The 14,646-nt window shown below is 68.7% G+C and carries 15 protein-coding genes; 10 read left to right on the top strand and 5 right to left on the bottom strand.

The annotated features are described in order from the left end of the window. Positions 1 to 9 precede the first annotated feature (9 nt). Positions 10 to 744 (top strand): beta-ketoacyl-ACP reductase, encoded by a 735-nt coding sequence (locus ABLG96_RS11245; protein WP_353647480.1) that lies wholly within the window; start codon positions 10 to 12, stop codon positions 742 to 744. Positions 745 to 877: 133 nt separating this feature from the next. Further along, complete coding sequence (fabI, locus tag ABLG96_RS11240; protein WP_353647479.1) at positions 878 to 1,744, top strand: enoyl-ACP reductase FabI; 867 nt, start codon at positions 878 to 880, stop codon at positions 1,742 to 1,744. A gap of 13 nt (positions 1,745 to 1,757) precedes the next feature. On the opposite strand, the gene ABLG96_RS11235 is transcribed toward fabI, so the two are convergent. After that, positions 1,758 to 2,564, bottom strand: coding sequence for a hypothetical protein (locus tag ABLG96_RS11235; RefSeq protein WP_353647478.1), 807 nt, complete (start codon positions 2,562 to 2,564; stop codon positions 1,758 to 1,760). Between the two features lie 213 nt (positions 2,565 to 2,777). On the opposite strand from ABLG96_RS11235, the gene ABLG96_RS11230 reads away from it, so the two are divergent. The 4 genes from ABLG96_RS11230 to ligD all read left to right on the top strand — a co-directional run bounded on the left by ABLG96_RS11230 (position 2,778) and on the right by ligD (position 6,857). Then, entirely contained in the window at positions 2,778 to 3,593 is an 816-nt protein-coding gene (locus ABLG96_RS11230; RefSeq protein ID WP_353651471.1) for a DUF3097 family protein, read from the top strand. A gap of 184 nt (positions 3,594 to 3,777) precedes the next feature. Then, positions 3,778 to 4,212: an NfeD family protein gene (locus ABLG96_RS11225; RefSeq protein WP_353647477.1), complete on the top strand. Its 435-nt coding sequence runs from the start codon at positions 3,778 to 3,780 to the stop codon at positions 4,210 to 4,212. A 156-nt stretch (positions 4,213 to 4,368) separates the two neighbouring features. After that, positions 4,369 to 5,754, top strand: coding sequence for an SPFH domain-containing protein (locus tag ABLG96_RS11220; RefSeq protein ID WP_353647476.1), 1,386 nt, complete (start codon positions 4,369 to 4,371; stop codon positions 5,752 to 5,754). Positions 5,755 to 5,774: 20 nt separating this feature from the next. After that, entirely contained in the window at positions 5,775 to 6,857 is a 1,083-nt protein-coding gene (gene ligD / locus ABLG96_RS11215) for a non-homologous end-joining DNA ligase (RefSeq protein WP_353647475.1), read from the top strand. A 142-nt stretch (positions 6,858 to 6,999) separates the two neighbouring features. Here ligD and ABLG96_RS11210 read toward each other — a convergent pair whose 3' ends face one another. The 4 genes from ABLG96_RS11210 to ABLG96_RS11195 form a co-directional block, all read right to left on the bottom strand. Further along, the gene (locus ABLG96_RS11210; RefSeq protein WP_353647474.1) at positions 7,000 to 7,257 is read right to left on the bottom strand and encodes a hypothetical protein; all 258 of its coding nucleotides are present in this window, start codon (positions 7,255 to 7,257) and stop codon (positions 7,000 to 7,002) included. A 14-nt stretch (positions 7,258 to 7,271) separates the two neighbouring features. Next, positions 7,272 to 7,502: a hypothetical protein gene (locus ABLG96_RS11205; protein ID WP_353647473.1), complete on the bottom strand. Its 231-nt coding sequence runs from the start codon at positions 7,500 to 7,502 to the stop codon at positions 7,272 to 7,274. Between the two features lie 780 nt (positions 7,503 to 8,282). Then, entirely contained in the window at positions 8,283 to 9,098 is an 816-nt protein-coding gene (locus ABLG96_RS11200) for a hypothetical protein (protein WP_353647472.1), read from the bottom strand. Then, positions 9,095 to 10,156 carry an ATP-dependent DNA ligase gene (locus tag ABLG96_RS11195; RefSeq protein ID WP_353647471.1) on the bottom strand — a complete coding sequence of 354 codons (1,062 nt, stop codon included), beginning with the start codon at positions 10,154 to 10,156 and terminating at the stop codon, positions 9,095 to 9,097. Before ABLG96_RS11195 ends, ABLG96_RS11200 begins: the two co-directional genes overlap by 4 nt. Positions 10,157 to 10,331: 175 nt before the next feature. Here ABLG96_RS11195 and ABLG96_RS11190 point away from each other — a divergent pair, with 175 nt between their 5' ends. Genes ABLG96_RS11190 through ABLG96_RS11175 form a run of 4 tightly spaced genes read left to right on the top strand, consistent with a single transcriptional unit; the run spans position 10,332 to position 14,536 of the window. Beyond that, entirely contained in the window at positions 10,332 to 11,891 is a 1,560-nt protein-coding gene (locus ABLG96_RS11190; RefSeq protein ID WP_353647470.1) for an ABC transporter substrate-binding protein, read from the top strand. Between the two features lie 7 nt (positions 11,892 to 11,898). Then, positions 11,899 to 12,843, top strand: coding sequence for an ABC transporter permease (locus tag ABLG96_RS11185; RefSeq protein WP_353647469.1), 945 nt, complete (start codon positions 11,899 to 11,901; stop codon positions 12,841 to 12,843). Next, positions 12,840 to 13,724: an ABC transporter permease gene (locus ABLG96_RS11180; protein WP_353647468.1), complete on the top strand. Its 885-nt coding sequence runs from the start codon at positions 12,840 to 12,842 to the stop codon at positions 13,722 to 13,724. Before ABLG96_RS11185 ends, ABLG96_RS11180 begins: the two co-directional genes overlap by 4 nt. Beyond that, complete coding sequence (locus ABLG96_RS11175; RefSeq protein ID WP_353647467.1) at positions 13,721 to 14,536, top strand: ABC transporter ATP-binding protein; 816 nt, start codon at positions 13,721 to 13,723, stop codon at positions 14,534 to 14,536. Before ABLG96_RS11180 ends, ABLG96_RS11175 begins: the two co-directional genes overlap by 4 nt. Positions 14,537 to 14,646: the final 110 nt, after the last annotated feature.

The raw sequence follows: 14,646 nt of genomic DNA, 5'->3' as shown, positions 1-14,646 counted from the left end.
GAGTCCCGCGTGAGCGACGACCACAGCCCGACCGCCCAGACCTCCCGCTCGGTGCTGGTGACGGGCGGCAATCGCGGTATCGGTCTGGCGATCGCCCGCTCGCTGCAGGCAGCGGGGCACCGCGTGACGGTCACCCATCGCTCCGGCGACGGCGTCGAGGGTCTGGGAAACGTGCTCTGTGACGTCACCGACACCGCCTCCGTCGACGCTGCCTTCACCCAGGTCGAGGCTGATCAGGGACCGGTCGAGGTACTCGTCTCCAACGCGGGCATCACCGACGACACCCTGCTGCTGCGGATGAGCGAGGACCAGTTCTCCCGGGTAATTGATGCGAACCTGACCGGCGCCTACCGCGTCTCGAAGCGAGCGTCCTCCCAGATGCTGCGGAAGCGCTTCGGGCGGCTGATCTACATCTCATCGGTGGTCGGCATGTACGGCGGACCCGGGCAGGTCAACTACGCGGCCTCCAAGGCGGGTCTGGTCGGCCTGGCCCGCTCCATCACCCGTGAGCTGGGCTCCCGGAACATCACCGCGAACGTGGTCGCCCCCGGATTCGTCGACACCGACATGACCCGGGCGCTGAGCGAGGAGCGGCGCAAGCAGATCGAGGCGCAGGTCCCGGCCGGCCGGTATGCACAGCCGGAGGAGATCGCATCGGTCGTCACCTTCCTCGCCTCGGACGGTGCTGCCTACGTCAACGGAGCCCTGATCCCGGTCGACGGCGGTCTGGGCATGGGTCACTGATCGACAGTGCACCAGCAGCACCGTGCACCAGCAGCACCGTGCACCAGCAGCACCGTGCACCAGCAGCACCGTGCACCAGCGGCACCGTGCACTGAGTTCCGATCCGTCCGGTGGGAATGGGAGACTTTCCGTCATGACCCAGACCGACAGCACAGCCAGCGCCGACACCACCACCGACACCGCGGCGGCCCCCGCCCCGTCCGTCCTGGGCAGCGGGTTGCTCGCCGGGAAGAAGATCCTGGTGACGGGCGTCATCACCGAGGCGTCGATGGCGTTCCACACCGCTCGGCTGGCCCAGGAGCAGGGCGCCCAGGTGGTGCTGACCGGCTTCGGGCGGATGTCGCTGGTCGAGCGGATCGCCAAGCGGCTGCCGCAGGAGGCACCGGTCGTCGAGCTGGACGCGACCAGCGCCGAACAGATCGAATCCCTCGCGGACCGGGTGTCCGAGCACGTCGACTCGCTCGACGGTGTTCTGCACGCGATCGCGTACGCACCGCCGACGGCGCTGGGCGGGTCGTTCCTGGACTGCGGGTTCGACGACGTGTCGACCACCGTGCACGCCTCGGCGTACTCGCTGAAGGCCCTCGCCGTCGGTGCGCTGCCGCTGATGAGAAGTGGCGGCAGCATCGTCGGGCTCGACTTCGATGCCCGCCAGGCCTGGCCGGCCTACAACTGGATGGGAGTGGCGAAAGCCGCGCTGGAGTCGGTGAACCGTTACCTGGCAAGGGATCTGGGGCCCAAGGGGATCCGGGTCAACCTGATCTCGGCCGGCCCGGTCCGTACGATCGCTGCGAGGTCGATCCCCGGTTTCTCCGGCCTGGAGGACGGCTGGACCCGGCGCGCACCCCTGGGCTGGAACACCAGCGACCCGACCCCCGTCGCTCGCGCTGCAGTCGCCCTGCTGTCGGACTATTTCCCGGCGACCAGCGGTTCGATGGTGATGGTCGACGGCGGCTTCCACGCCCTCGGCTTCTCCGAGAACGAGGTCAGCGGAAGCTGACCCGGGCGATCTCTCAGCCGGTCCGGTCGCGGGCCGGGCGGCGCTCGTCGGCGTGCCGATGCTCGCCCACGCGGGAGAACTCCCGCACCGCGAGTTGGACGGCCACCTTCCGGGCGTCTCGGGCAACGGCGGCCAGCGGTGCGAGAGCGGCGTCCACCCTGGCCCCCTCCACGGCGGTCACTGCGGCGCTCCGGTCCCGGCCGGCGACGGCCAGGATCGCCTCCAGCGTGACCGCTCGCTCCAGCAGCGCCGCGGCCCGGCTCGGGGTGCCGGGCGGCAGCGCGAAGGTCAGTCGGTCCTGGTGGTCCAGCACGCTGCGCCGGGCGTCCAGGGCGTCGATCCCGAGCTCGTGCCGCGCGAACATCAGGGCGGCGCGATCCACCGCTTCGTCCAGCTCGTCGCGCACCGCAGGAGCGTCCAGCGGGGGCTGGGTGGCAGCGCCCGGCCAGACGCGCCACTGTTCGTCGACGGCGACGATCGTGACGCCCCGGTCCGGCAGCACCACTGCGGCGCCGGCGCTCAGCGCGGCTTCCCGCAGGAACGGCTGATCGACCGGGAGGCCGCGCAGGTCGCCCGCCCGCGGCAGGACGAGCTCAGGTCGCTGGTCGCGAAGCAGTGGCAGCAGCACCGCCGTCGATCCGGAGGCCGCTCCACTGCCGGGCAGTGCAGCGACGCTGGGATCGGCATCCGGCGCGTGCTCACCACCCATCCAGCGGACACCCGCGCGAGGTCCGTGCCACCGCCAGGCGCTGAGGATCTCGTCGGTGGGCGCCGCGGAGACACCCCACAGGCAGAGGGCGGAGGCGGCGGTGGAGGACACCCGGTCACGGTACCCATCCGGACCGTCCGCCCGGCAGTGGCGAACTCCACGTCGATACCGGGACCGCGTTCCGGCGTTGCGGCCGCTGCCGGGTCACCGCGGCTTGTAGCGTCACCCCGTCCTGTCGATGGAGGAGATGACGTGGTCGACCGCTACAGCTCGGACATCCTCGGCACCGACCGCGCAGCCCCGTCGCGGGCGCGCACCGACGAGGTGGTCAGCCGCTACTCGTCGGACGTGCTCGGGGCCGGCCGCCGGACCAGGGTGATCCCGGAGATCCCGGCCACCGGCGACGTGGTGGCCGAGGATCCGTTGACCGGGTTCTGCGGCCAGGTCGTGGCGTGCAGTGCCACGTCGGTGACGCTCGAGGACCGCAGGGGTGCCCGACGGTCCTTTGCACTGGCCGTCGGCTCGTTCCTGGTGGACGGGCAGCAGGCCACGCTGACCCGACCCCGACCCGTGGCGGCCGCCGCGCGGGTCTCCGCATCCGGGTCCGTCGCCGTCGAGGGTCTGCGAGCGCGGACCGCCAGGGCCGCCCGGATCTGGGTCGAGGGGATCCATGACGCGGCCCTGGTCGAGCGGGTCTGGGGTCACGACCTGCGGGTGGAGGGCATCGTGGTCGAGCCTCTGCACGGGCTCGATCATCTCGCCGACGCGCTGCAGGAGTTCCGGCCGGGCCTGCAGCGCCAGGTCGGCATCCTGGCCGACCATCTCGTCGCCGGGAGCAAGGAGTCCAGGATTGCGGCGTCGGTGTCGGGCCCGCACGTGCTGGTGACCGGGCATCCGTACGTCGACATCTGGGAGGCGGTTCGACCCGAGGTGCTCGGCATCCGCGCCTGGCCCGAGGTGCCGCGGGGGATCGACTGGAAGACCGGTGTGTGTGCCGCGCTCGGCGTCAGCGACCCGGCGACGATGTGGAACCGGGTGAACGGAGCGGTCCGCTCCTACAAGGATCTGCAGACACCACTGGTGACGGCGGTCGAGATGCTCATCGACTTCGTCACCATCGGTGGTGCCGAGCCGCACTGAGCGTCCGCGACCCCACCGCAACGCTCGGTTCGGACCGTCTCCGTCGGACGGGCACCGCAGATCGTGTGGGGCCCTGCGACCGGACGGCGACCGCCGACGGGGGTGGTCACGACTTGGTTGCAGTGCGTGTTCGCCCCGCCTGCAGCGCCGGAGCGGCAGCGGGAGCTCTGGCAGGATGATGCCCATGAGCGCCTGGATCTGGTTTGCCGGCGCCGTGGCGCTTTCCATCGCCGAGGCGCTCGGCGGTGAGTTCGTACTGCTGATGCTGGGCGGCGCTGCGCTGCTCACGGCCGGGGTGTCGATCTTCGTCCCGGACAACCTCTGGTGGGTGCAGCTGATCGTCTTCGCGATCTCCTCCGTCGCCCTGGTCGTCGGTGCCCGACCTGCGCTGCTGCGCAAGTTCAACTCGTCCCCTTCGATCCCCAGCAATGTCGACGCGGTGATCGGTTCGACCGCGACCGTCGTGTCCACCGTCGACTCCGACGGCGGTCAGGTGAAGATCGGCGGTGAGGTGTGGTCCGCGGTCGGGATGGACGGACATCGCCCCTTGCCACCCGGCACGCCGGTGACCGTGGTCGAGGTGCGTGGAGCAACAGCAGTGGTGATCTGGGGGCGCTGACGTCCGGCGTACTCCAGGTATCGAGCGGTGGGGGCGGTTCGCACGCGGTATCTCCGCGGGGGAGCGACCTCGACGAGTAGGTTTCGAGACAGCGCAGTTCCGGAGCAGGTCAACGGCACGTCGGGTTCCCCGGTCCGTTCCAAGGAGAGGTCGATCATGGATCCCATTGCCATCGTCGCGATCGTGATCGCCGTCCTGGCGGTCATCATCGTGTTGAGGTCCGTCAAGGTGATCCCGCAGGCGCAGGCCGCGGTGATCGAACGACTCGGACGGTTCAACAAGGTCTCCAGTGCCGGCCTGGTCTGGCTGATCCCGTTCCTGGACCGGATCCGCGCCCGGATCGACCTCCGGGAACAGGTGGTCTCCTTCCCGCCGCAGCCGGTGATCACCGAGGACAACCTGACGGTCTCGATCGACACCGTCGTCTACTTCCAGGTGAACGATCCGCGCTCGGCGGTCTACGAGATCGCGAACTACATCGTCGCCGTCGAGCAGCTGACCACGACCACCCTCCGCAATGTCGTCGGTGGGATGAACCTGGAGCAGACGCTGACCAGCCGTGACGCGATCAACGGCCAGCTGCGCGGTGTGCTGGACGAGGCGACCGGCAAGTGGGGCATCCGGGTCGCGCGGGTCGAGCTCAAGGCGATCGATCCGCCGCCCTCCATCCAGGACTCGATGGAGAAGCAGATGCGCGCCGACCGCGACAAGCGCGCCATGATCCTCACGGCCGAGGGCCAGCGGGAATCGGCGATCAAGACCGCCGAGGGCAACAAGCAGGCGTCGGTGCTGACCGCCGAGGGCGCGAAGCAGGCCTCGATCCTCGCGGCCGAAGGCGAGCGGCAGTCCCGCATCCTGCGCGCCCAGGGCGAGCGCGCTGCACGGTACCTGCAGGCGCAGGGCCAGGCGAAAGCGATCGAGAAGGTGTTCGCCGCGGTCAAGGCCGGCAAGCCGACCCCCGAGCTGCTCGCCTACCAGTACCTGCAGACCCTCCCGCAGATGGCCCAGGGCGACGCCAACAAGGTGTGGATGATCCCCAGCGACTTCTCCAAGTCGCTCGAGGGGTTCGCCCGGATGCTCGGCACCAAGGGCGATGACGGCGTGTTCCGCTACGAGCCGCCGACGGAAGAGGTCGTCTCCCGTCCCGGCCAGATGGACGACGACGTGGAGGACTGGTTCGGCGGCACGAGCGCCGAGGAGGTGGCGGCAGCGGTGAAGGAGGCCGAACGCACGGCAGCGCTCTCGGTCGCCGACCAGGATGCGCAGCGGTTGGCCGACTCCCGGAATGACGTCGAGCACGCGATGACGAAGGCGAAGGCGGCAGCCGATGCGGCCACCGGCACGTCCGCGCCGGGCCGGGAGCTCCCGGCGGAGCCGCAGCGCCCCGCGCTGCAGGGTCCTGGGCAGCAGCCGCCGCAGCAGTACCAGGCGCCGCAGCAGTCCCAGCAGCCCCAGCCAGGCCAGCAGTACCCGCCGCAGCAGTACCCCGGTCGCGAGCAGGGTCCGCCGGACCAGCCCTACGGCGGATATCCCGGCCGCTGATCGAGCGGGAGGTCGGGTAGATGGCAGCCACCGCAGAGCAGGTCGAGGTTCCGGCGCCGGACGGCAGCGTGCGGTCGGTGCGCATCTCCAGCCCGGATCGGGTGATGTGGCCGGCCTCGGCGTCCGGCACTCAGGTCACCAAGATCGAGCTGGCCAGGTACGTCGCCGCGGTCGGTGACGCATTGCTGCGCGCGGTCGGCGACCGGCCGGTGACGTTGCAGCGCTACCCGGACGGGATCGACGGCGAAGCGTTCTACTCGAAGAACCCGCCTCGCGGTGTTCCCGCCTGGGCCCGCTCCGTGCCGGTGGTCTATCCGTCGGGGCGCTCGCACCCGCAGCTGGTGATCGACGAGATCGCGACTGCCGTCTGGACGATCCAGATGAACACCGTGACGCTGCATCCGTGGCCGGTCCGTACCACCGACCTCGACAACCCGGACGAGCTGCGGATCGACCTCGACCCGCAGCCGGGACGGGCCTTCTCCGATGTGGTCGAAGCTGCCGTGGTGCTCGGAGACCTGTTGCGCGAGTGGGGTTTCACGCCGTTCGTCAAGACCTCCGGCAACCGCGGACTGCACGTCTTCGCCCGCATCGCGCCGACGCGGGAGTTCCTGGACGTCCGCCACGGGGTGATCGCAGTGGCGCGCGAGTTGGAGCGCCGGATCCCCGAGCTCGTCACCACCGCATGGTGGAAGGAACAACGCGGCGACAAGATCTTCATCGACTACAACCAGGCCTGCCGGGACCGCACTATCGCCGCCGCCTACAGCGTCCGGCCGCTGCCGGGTGCGCCGGTGTCGATGCCGGTGCGCTGGGAAGCGTTGCGGGACATCACACCTGCCGACTTCACCGTTCACTCGGTACCCATGCTGCTCGACTCCGAGGGTGACGCGTGGCAGGCGATGGCCGACGGCGGCGACGGGGTGATCGGCGACATCGAGCGAGCGATCACGGCTTGGGACGCGGATGTGTCCGAGCGTGGCCTGGCCGAGCTCAACTTCCCTCCCGACTACCCGAAGATGCCCGGTGAGCCGCCCCGGGTGCAGCCGAGCAAGAAGAACTCCGAGAACTGGGAGGACGACGGCGTCACGCCGAAGCCCTGAAGCTCCCTGCGGCGCGTGAGCCGACTCCCCGCGCCACCCGTGCCGGGCCCAGCCGCATTCCAACTGGTCGCTGAGTGTCCGGTTCGGGCGTTTCGGCGACACTTCGGAATGCGGCTGCGGTTCTACCCACGTGCGCGGTGACTCAGGATGCAATCAGGTGCGCATACCGTTGACGAGCGGCCTCGCCACTCGTGCCGAGCTGGCGGCCGATCGTCGACCACGAACTGCCGTCATCGCGCGCGTCCCGCACCGCCTGGAGGATCGACCGGTCGAGCTCGGCGCGCATGCGGACGAGCTTGCCGATCCGATCGTCGTCAGCGGTGCGTAGATCTCCGGGCCTGGGCTCGTATCCCTCGAAGCGCTCCGCATACTCGTCGGCCCGGTCGAGGATCTCCTGCAAGGACTTGGGCACCGTCAGCACCTGAGGAACTTCGGTCGGGCGATCACGGCGTGAACGATCACGACTCGACCGCTGGCGGCGCAGACCACATCGATCTCCAGCAGGATGCTGGTTCGAGCGGGGCCGATGTGCATGCTGAAGTCGTCATCCAGATCGAACACGCGAACCGCGTGGAGGTAAGCGTGGAGCTGATCGACGTCGGCGATACCGTGCCTCCGGGCACTGTTGGTGATGATCACCTCCATGACAGGTTACCTTGTTGGGGCTGTCACTCACCCTCACCGGTCAACCGGTACAAGTTCACCAGCCGTCGCAGGTCGCCGGCGCTCCAGCGCGGGACCTCGAGCGTCACCGAGGCGGCCAGACCCGGGCGGACGAGCCAGAAGATCTGATCACGGGTGATCCAGCCGGGAGCGCCGCGGACAGTCGTCCGCCGGTAGTCGAGCTCGTCAGCCGGCCGCCCCCCGTACTCGATAACCAGTCGCGCAGCGCTCGCGGTGAACTCAGTCGGTCACCGGTCATCACGGCGATATGCAGGTCAGTCGACCAGCCGGTCTGGTCGGACCCCGACTCCCACACCGCAGCCACGAAGTCGACGTCGTCATAGGAGTAGGGCGACCCGTCCCAGCGGGCACCGAGCCCAGCCGGCAGCCAGCGGAAGGTCAGGTCGCCCACTGTCGCTGAGGGTGCTCGGCACGCGATCGGGACAGCCGGCGGGGCTGCTCCGGCGGAGGTGGACGTGAGCGTGGGGACTGCTAGTGCGAACAGGAGCGGGGCGAGCAACAGCCGTTGACGTCTCGTGGACGGAGCGGCACGGCGAGCAAGAACGGACATGGATGGAGGCCCTCCGGGAGGGCACCGCGAAGTGCGGTGCGACTCACCAGACCCTGCCGCCGCGCGAATGTGAACCAGAGCGACCGATGCTCCGGTGTGGACAGGATCAGGTCGTGTGGACAACCAAGGGGCTCTGCCGCTGGAGTGTCGGAGACATCTGCCTCGTCGACCGGGTGGAAGATCGGGAGCGCTCAGCAGGCCCAGTCGAAGACGCCGGACTCGAGGTCGATCTGAGCGTTGCCGGTCCCGAAGTTCAGCCCTGCGATCTCTTCCAGCTCCAAGTAGTACGGGGTCAGGCCCTCCGGGACAGATTGCAGATGGAAGGACGTCCCACCGAGGTGCGAACGACCGAACAGAGCCGTCGCCCACGGCTGCATCTCGGTGTTCTCGTCGTACAGAGGTCGGTAATCACCCACATGGCTCTCGCTCGGGGTCTTTCCTGCGTTGGGATCCGGTCGTTCGACCAGCCATGCGGTGTCGCCGGCGTCGAACTCGGAGTCCGGGTCCCAGAAGCACCCTCCGTCGTCGTACAGATGCTCACCAGGACGGCGCACTTCTGCCGGCGGTGCCACAGGGCCGGCGGCGAACTCGGTGTCTGCCAACCAGATCAGGGCGAACTGGCCATCGATGATGTCGTTCAGCAGGACCTCCTCCGGATGGTGTTCCAGACCGGCTAGCTCCCGGAGGAAAGGATCATCCGACTCCGGATCGGGAACGAGCGGTCTGGGTGGCGGGGTCTCGGTGAAGTTGCCGGCGGTGAAAAATGAGATTGCCGACAGGTCAGATCCGCGACGTTGGTAGTCCGACGGAAGGCGCAGCGTCAGCGCATGTGACATCGGCAGGCCGGTGATGGAGCTCCGCGGCCACTGCGCCGGACGGATGGCCGGACCCCAGGGTCCCGTCCAGCCCGCCTGCACCGCGCCGTCACCGGGTAGCGGTTCCCCGTACAGGGTCTTGGTCTGCAGTGCGCGCACCTCGACCCCGAACCCCAGGTCGTAGGCCTTCACCGGGTCAACACCTCATCCAGGTCGTAGGCCACGGCCCGGTCAATCTGGGAGAACAGGCAGGAGCCGGCCTCCCGGTCGGGACGGAAGCGGACCAGGGTCGCCGGGTGACGGAAGCGCCACTGCTCCATCTGGTTGTAGCCGACCTCGATCACGAGCTCGGGGCGCAGCCGGACGTAGGTGACGTCCCTCGCTCCCGTGTAGCGGGACTTCTCGGTCGCCCCCCGGACCGCAGCGCCGTCGTCGGTGCGATCGACGTACGGCTCGAGCTCAGCGATCAATTCGACGCGCCGCTTCGCGGTGAACGATGCCACCCCGCCCACGTTGAACAGCTCACCGTCGTCGTTGTACAGGCCCACGAGCAGCGATCCGACACCCTCGCCCGACTTGTGGATCCGGTAGCCCATGATCACCACGTCAGCAGTGCGCTGGTGCTTGATCTTCAGCATCGCGCGCTTGCCGGGTTGGTAGGCGTCCGCCAGCGGCTTCGCGACGACACCGTCCAGACCCGCGCCTTCGAACGTCTCGAACCACTCCTGGGCGAGCGCGGTGTCGGTGGTGATCCGGGTCAAGTGGATCGGCGCGTCCTCAGCCAGCCCGCCGAGAGCGTCCTCCAGCCGAGACCGCCTGTCTCCGAACGGGTTCGACATCAGGTTCTCGTCACCGAGAGCCAGCAGATCGAAGGCGATCAACTCGGCGGGCGTCTCGACGGCGAGCTTGCGCACCCGGGACTCCGCCGGATGGATCCGCTGGCTCAGCGCGTCGAAATCCAGGCGCTGCGCACCTTCTTCACCGGACCGCACGACGATCTCGCAGTCGAGCACGATCCGCGCCGGCAGGTGCGCCCTCACGGCCTCGACCACGTCGGGGAAGTAGCGGGTCAAGGGCTTGGAGCCGCGGGAGGCCAACTCCACCTCGTCGCCGTCCCGGACCACCAGGCAGCGGAAGCCGTCCCACTTGGGCTCGAAGGCGTACCCACCCGGAACGGCCTCGGCATCTGGGACTCGGGTGGCGGCCTTGGCGAGCATCGGATCGATCGGCAGGCTGACGGGAAGATCCATGGGCCCAGTGTGCCCGTCGGGGCCTGCCGGCAGGAGAGGGTGACGTATTCCACCGGGGTGGTCGGCGCGTGCCGAGCGCCCGGGTGGCATGCTCCCAGGAAAAGTTCCTGTCATGATCGACGGGTCTCGCAGGTAGCACGCCGGCACGACCGCTCACCCGAGGAAAGGCTTCGCCATGAGGGTCCGACCAGTACATTCCGTTCTCGCGCTGCTCAGCGGAGCGCTCGTCGTGCTGGCCGGGTGCACCGCCGGCTCGAGCACCCAGCCGACTTCGAGTGCCGGGGGCTCGGCGACCGGCTCGACCGGCGGCGGATCCGCCTCGGGCTCCGGCGGCGCGTCATCCGGCGCCGCCCTCTCCGTCGGATTCGTGCTCGCGCCCAAGACGCTCGACATGTCCGTCGACGACGGCGCAGCCATCCCGCAGGCGCTGCTCTACAACGTCTACGAGGGCCTCGTCCGGCTGGACGACGGCGGCAAGATCGTGCCGCTGCTGGCCGAGAAGTACGAGGTCTCCAGCGACAACAAGAGCTACACCTTCACCCTGCGCAAGGACGTGAAGTTCTCCGACGGCGCGGCTTTCACCGCAGCCGACGCGGTGTTCTCGATCGAACGCGTGCAGAAGGACTGGAAGCCCGCCGTCAAGGCAGGGATGGACGTCGTGTCCAAGGCCGAGGCCGTCGACGATTCGACTCTCAAGGTGACCCTCTCGAAGCCCAGCCAGAGCTGGTTGTACGCGATGGCGACCCGGATCGGCGCCATGTACTCCAAGACCGGGGTCGGCGATCTGGCCGCCAAGCCGATCGGCACCGGGCCGTTCACGGTGAAGTCGTACCAGACCAACGTGCAGCTCGTGCTGGAGCGCAATCCGAACTACTGGGGCGCCGCCCCCGCGCTCGCGACCGTCAACCTGAAGTACTACGCCGACGCGAACGCCCTGAACAACGCGTTGCTGGGGAAGCAGATCGACGTCATCTCCACGGTCCAGGCGCCGGAGACGCTGAGCCAGTTCGCCGACACCAGCAAGTACCAGACCATCGAGGGCACCACGACGGGCGAGGTGCTGCTGAGCTTCAACAACAGCAAGGCGCCGCTCGACGACAAGAACGTGCGTCAGGCGATCACCTACGCCATTGACCGCAAGGCCATCATGGACACCGTCTGGGCGGGAAAGGGCCAGCTGATCGGCACCCACAGCGTGCCCACCGATCCGTGGTACGAGGACCTCTACTCGAAATACCCGTACGACCCGGCGAAGGCCAAGGAGCTGTTGGGTGGCAAGACGTACACCCTGCGACTGCGGGTTCCGAACGTGCCGTACGCGACGGCCACCGCACCGATCATCGTGTCCCAGCTCAAGCAGGTCGGCATCACGGTCACCGTCGACACCCTCGACTTCCCGAGCTGGTTGGAGCAGGTGTTCAAGAACGTCGACTACGACATGTCGATCGTCGCGCACGTGGAACCACGTGACATCGCCAACATCTGGGGCAATCCGAAGTACTACACGCGCTACGACAACCCGGAGGTGCAGAAGCTGTTCACCGACGGGGATGCCGGCACCGCGGAGGAGTTCGACGCCGACTACAAGAAGGCCGCCGAGATCCTGGCCGATGATGCGGCCGGCGACTGGCTGTGGGTGCTGCCCAACCTGATCGTCGCCGACACCGACGTCAAGGGCATCCTGCAGAACCAGGTGTCCGAGTCGTTCGACTTCACCAAGATCTCCGCCGGCTGATCCGGACGTGCTGCGCAGACTGGGGATCCGCACGCTCGTCCTGCTGGCGAGCGTGCTGGTGGCGAGCGTCATCGACTTCCTGGTGATGGCTGTCGTTCCCGGCAGCCCTGCGCAGGTCACGCTCGGCATCGGCGCGACCCCCGATGCGGTGGCCGCGCTGGAGCGCGAGGTCGGTCTGGACCGCGCTCTGCCGGTGCAGTACCTGAACTGGATCGGCGGCGTCGTCCGCGGCGATTTCGGTGTCTCCTACTCGAGCCGACAACCGATCAGCGCCGATCTGCTCGACCGGTTCTCCGTCACCCTGTGGCTGGTGCTGGGCGGGATGGTGCTGTCGCTGCTGATCGCGATCCCGATGGGAGTCATCGCTGCGGTCCGACATCGCAAGTTGTCGGGGATCCTGATCTCCGGGGTCAGCCAGGTGGGGGTCGCGATCCCGGCGTTCCTGGCCGGGCTGCTGCTGGTGTCGTTCTTCGCGCTCCGCTGGAACTGGTTCCCGCCCAACGGGTACGTGGTGCCTGCGGACGATCCCGTGCAGTTCTTCCGGCATCTGACGTTGCCGTGGATCGCCCTCGGCGTGGTGCAGGGAGCCGTCCTCACCCGGTACGTGCGTTCGGCGGTGCTGGACGAGATGGGCCAGGACTACCTGCGAACGGCGCGGTCCAAGGGACTACGTCCGCTGGAGGCCCTGATGCGGCACGGGCTGCGCAATGCCGCGGTCCCGGTCCTGACGGTGCTCGGCGTCCAGCTGGTCACGCTGATGGTCGGGGCAGTCGTCATCGAGCGGGTGTTCGCCATCCCCGGGATCGGGTCGATGTTGACCGACGCGGTCGCCAACCGCGACCTGATCACCGTGCAGGGCATCGTGTTCGTGCTGGTGGTGTTCGCGCTGCTCGTCAGCTTCCTGGTTGACGTGCTGTACCTGGCCATCGACCCGAGACTGAGGACCCGATGACGACCTCCCTCGAGAAGGCGCCGACCGGTCCCTCCCCGACCGGGCCTACTCCCTCCGGGGACGGGCGCCGGATCGGCCCGTTGATCTACATCGGCGGGGGCATCGTTGCACTTGTCGCGATCGTCGGGGTCATCTCGTTCTTCTGGACCCCGTACGATCCCGGCTTCACCGACACCTCGCTGGCCAAGGCCGGGCCCGGCGTCGGCGGGCACCTGCTGGGTACCGATCGGCTGGGCCGCGACATCGCCTCGCTCCTGATGGCCGGTGCCCGCACCACCCTCTACGTCGGTATCGTCGCGGTCGGCATCGCAGCGGTGGTGGGGACACCGCTGGGGATCCTGGCCGCGATGGTGCCGCGCCGGTGGTCGGAGATCCTGATGCGCGGCACCGACATCATGCTGGCGTTCCCCGCTCTGCTGCTGGCGCTGATGTTCGCGGCGATCTGGGGCGGCGGCATCACCACCTCGATGCTCGCCATCGGCATCGCCAGCATCCCGTCGTTCATCCGGGTCGTCCGCGCCGGTGCGCTGGTCGTCCTGGCGCAGGACTACATCCCGGCCGCCAGGGTCGCCGGCAGGCGGCCGTTCGCCATCGCGTGGACGCATGTGCTGCCCAACGTCCTCGGGCTGGTGATCGTGCAGGCGTCGGTGTCGTACGCGATCGCGATCCTCGCCGAGGCCGGACTGTCCTATCTCGGGTTCGGCGCCGGCCTCACCACAGCGTCCTGGGGGTTGATGTTGCAGGAATCGCAGGTGACCCTCGGGACCGACCCACTCATCACGGTGTGGCCCGCCGCAGCCATCGCGCTGGCCGTGGTCGGGTTCAACCTGCTCGGTGACGGTCTGCGCGACCGGTTCGACCCGAGGTTGGCGGGCCGATGAGCACCCCTGCCGTCACCACCGCGAAGTCGCACGCACTGCTGGACGTCCGATCGCTCGGCATCAGCGCCGGCGGCACGACGCTGGTCAGTGACGTCGCACTGCAGCTGCGGCGCGGCGAGCGGGTCGGCCTGATCGGCGCCTCCGGATCCGGGAAGTCGTTGACCTGCATGGCGATCGCCGGACTGCTACCCGAGGGTCTGCGCACGACGGGTGCGGTGACGCTGGACGGCGAGTCCGGGAATCTGTTGCAGGCCAAGGAGAAGACGCTGGCCAAGATCCGCGGTGTCCGCACCGGCATGGTCTTCCAGGAACCGATGACGGCGCTCAACCCGACGATGCGGATCGGTCCGCAGGTCGCCGAGGCGATGCGGCAGCACGGCGTCGGCAAGACCGAAGCACGCCGCCGCACCCAGGAGCTGCTCGCCGCCGTCGATCTGCCCGATCCGGCGACCATTGCCCGGGCATACCCGCACCAGCTCTCGGGCGGCCAACGACAGCGGGTGGTGCTGTCGATCGCGCTGGCCAACGGCCCGGACCTGCTGATCTGCGACGAACCGACCACGGCGCTGGACGTCACCGTGCAGGCGAAGGTGTTGGAGCTGATCGAGACCAGGCTCGAGGCCAGCGGTGCCGCGCTGCTGTTCGTGTCGCACGACCTCGCCGTGGTGGCCCAGGTGTGCGATCGGGTCGCCGTGATGTACCAGGGCCGGATCGTCGAGCAGGGAACGGTGCTCGAGGTGCTCGCCGATCCGCAGCACCAGCACACCCGGCAGCTCATCCGGGACGCGGATCTGGGGGGTGGTGGGCGATGAGCCAGCAGCCAGGCGACGATCAGGGGTCTCGTCTCCTTCGTCGCTCGACCACCGAAGAATCCGATGATCGAGCGAACGCAGTGAGTCGAGATCCCGGAACTCGCTCGACC

Source organism: Nakamurella sp. A5-74, from assembly GCF_040438885.1.
Taxonomy (GTDB): domain Bacteria; phylum Actinomycetota; class Actinomycetes; order Mycobacteriales; family Nakamurellaceae; genus Nakamurella.
The sequence above is the reverse complement of the archived record's forward strand: the minus strand, read 5'-3'. Positions and strand labels throughout refer to the sequence as shown.